The 1509-nt window shown below is 63.2% G+C and carries 3 protein-coding genes; all 3 read left to right on the top strand.

Translation table 11 applies throughout. From position 1 onward, the window contains the following. On the top strand, positions 1–239 hold a 239-nt coding region (locus tag LXM94_RS25190), incomplete at its 5' end, for a hypothetical protein (RefSeq protein WP_235774554.1). After that, a complete protein-coding gene (locus LXM94_RS25185; RefSeq protein ID WP_010065708.1) occupies positions 224–595 on the top strand; it encodes a response regulator in 372 nt (123 codons plus the stop codon). The genes LXM94_RS25190 and LXM94_RS25185, both read left to right, overlap by 16 nt. A gap of 16 nt (positions 596–611) precedes the next feature. Beyond that, a partial coding sequence (locus LXM94_RS25180; RefSeq protein ID WP_235774552.1) for a response regulator occupies positions 612–1509 on the top strand: 898 nt, incomplete at its 3' end.

Below are 1509 nucleotides of genomic sequence, written 5' to 3'. Positions count from 1 at the left end.
GGTCGGGCTCGCCGGCGAGCCAGCCGAGGATGGCGATCGCGGTCGCCTCGGCGTCGCCGTCTGCTTCTTTTGGTGCAGGCATCGGCATTTCCGGGAAATTTTACCTTTTAATCAACCAAATGGCGCTAGCTTGCCTCGAAGGCCGGATCGATGAATCCGGCTTAGCCGCACCTTATATGTCTATCGAGAGGTTGCAAGGCGGGAGTGGGAAACGGATTGTGCAATGCCGAAACAGGTGATGATAGTCGAGGACAACGAGCTCAACATGAAGCTCTTCCGGGATCTCATCGAGGCGTCCGGTTATACCACGATCCAGACCCGCAACGGGATGGAAGCTCTTGATCTGGCGCGAAAGTACCGCCCGGACCTCATCCTGATGGACATCCAGCTCCCGGAGGTCTCCGGCCTCGAGGTCACGAAGTGGCTGAAGGAGGACGACGAGCTGCACGTCATTCCGGTAATCGCCGTCACCGCCTTCGCGATGAAGGGGGACGAGGAGCGCATCCGGCAGGGCGGCTGCGAGGCCTATGTCTCCAAGCCGATCTCCGTTCCGAAATTCATCGAGACGATCAAGACCTATCTGGGCGACGCATGAGGCGGAGGCCGAAGAGATGACCGCGCGCATTCTCGTCGTTGACGACATTCCGGCCAACGTGAAGCTTCTCGAGGCGCGGCTGCTTGCGGAATATTTCGACGTGCTGACGGCCGCCAACGGCTATGACGCGCTGTCGATCTGCGAGCGGACGCAGGTCGACCTCATCCTGCTCGACATCATGATGCCCGGCATCGACGGCTTCGAGGTCTGCGAGCGGCTGAAGGACAATCCGCGCACGGCGCATATCCCCGTGGTCATGGTGACGGCGCTCGACCAGCCGGCGGACCGCGTGCGCGGCCTGAAGGCCGGCGCCGACGATTTCCTGACGAAGCCGGTCAACGACCTGCAACTGATGTCGCGGGTCAAGAGCCTCGTGCGGCTGAAGACGCTGACGGACGAACTGCGCGTGCGCGCGGCAACCGTCGAGGCGATCGGCATGCAGGACGGGCTCGCCGGTGCGATGGGCGACGAGCCGGGCGCCGTGCTGCTCGTCGACGGCAAGGGCAATTCGCAGGATCGCATCGCGCGGGCACTGAAGCCGATCGCCGATACCACCTGCCTCTCCGATCCGCAGGCCGCCCTCTTCGAGGCGGCGGAGAATCCTTACGAACTCGTCATCGTCAACGCGAATTTCGAGGACTACGATCCGCTTCGCCTCTGCTCGCAGCTCCGCTCGCTCGAGCGCACGCGCTACCTTCCGGTTCTCCTGATTGCCGAGCAGGGCCACGACGACATGATCGTGCGTGCCCTCGATCTCGGCGTCACCGACTACCTGATGCGGCCGATCGACCCGAACGAGCTGATCGCCCGCAGCCTCACGCAGATCCGCCGCAAGCGCTACAACGACCGGCTTCGATCGAGCGTCAGGCAGTCGATCGAGCTTTCCGTCACCGACGGGCTTACCGGCCTGCACA

It is taken from the genome of Rhizobium alarense (genome assembly GCF_021555155.1).
Classification (GTDB): Bacteria; Pseudomonadota; Alphaproteobacteria; order Rhizobiales; family Rhizobiaceae; genus Rhizobium_D; species Rhizobium_D alarense.
Note: the sequence above shows the minus strand (reverse complement) of the source record. Positions and strands in the feature narration are given on the sequence as shown.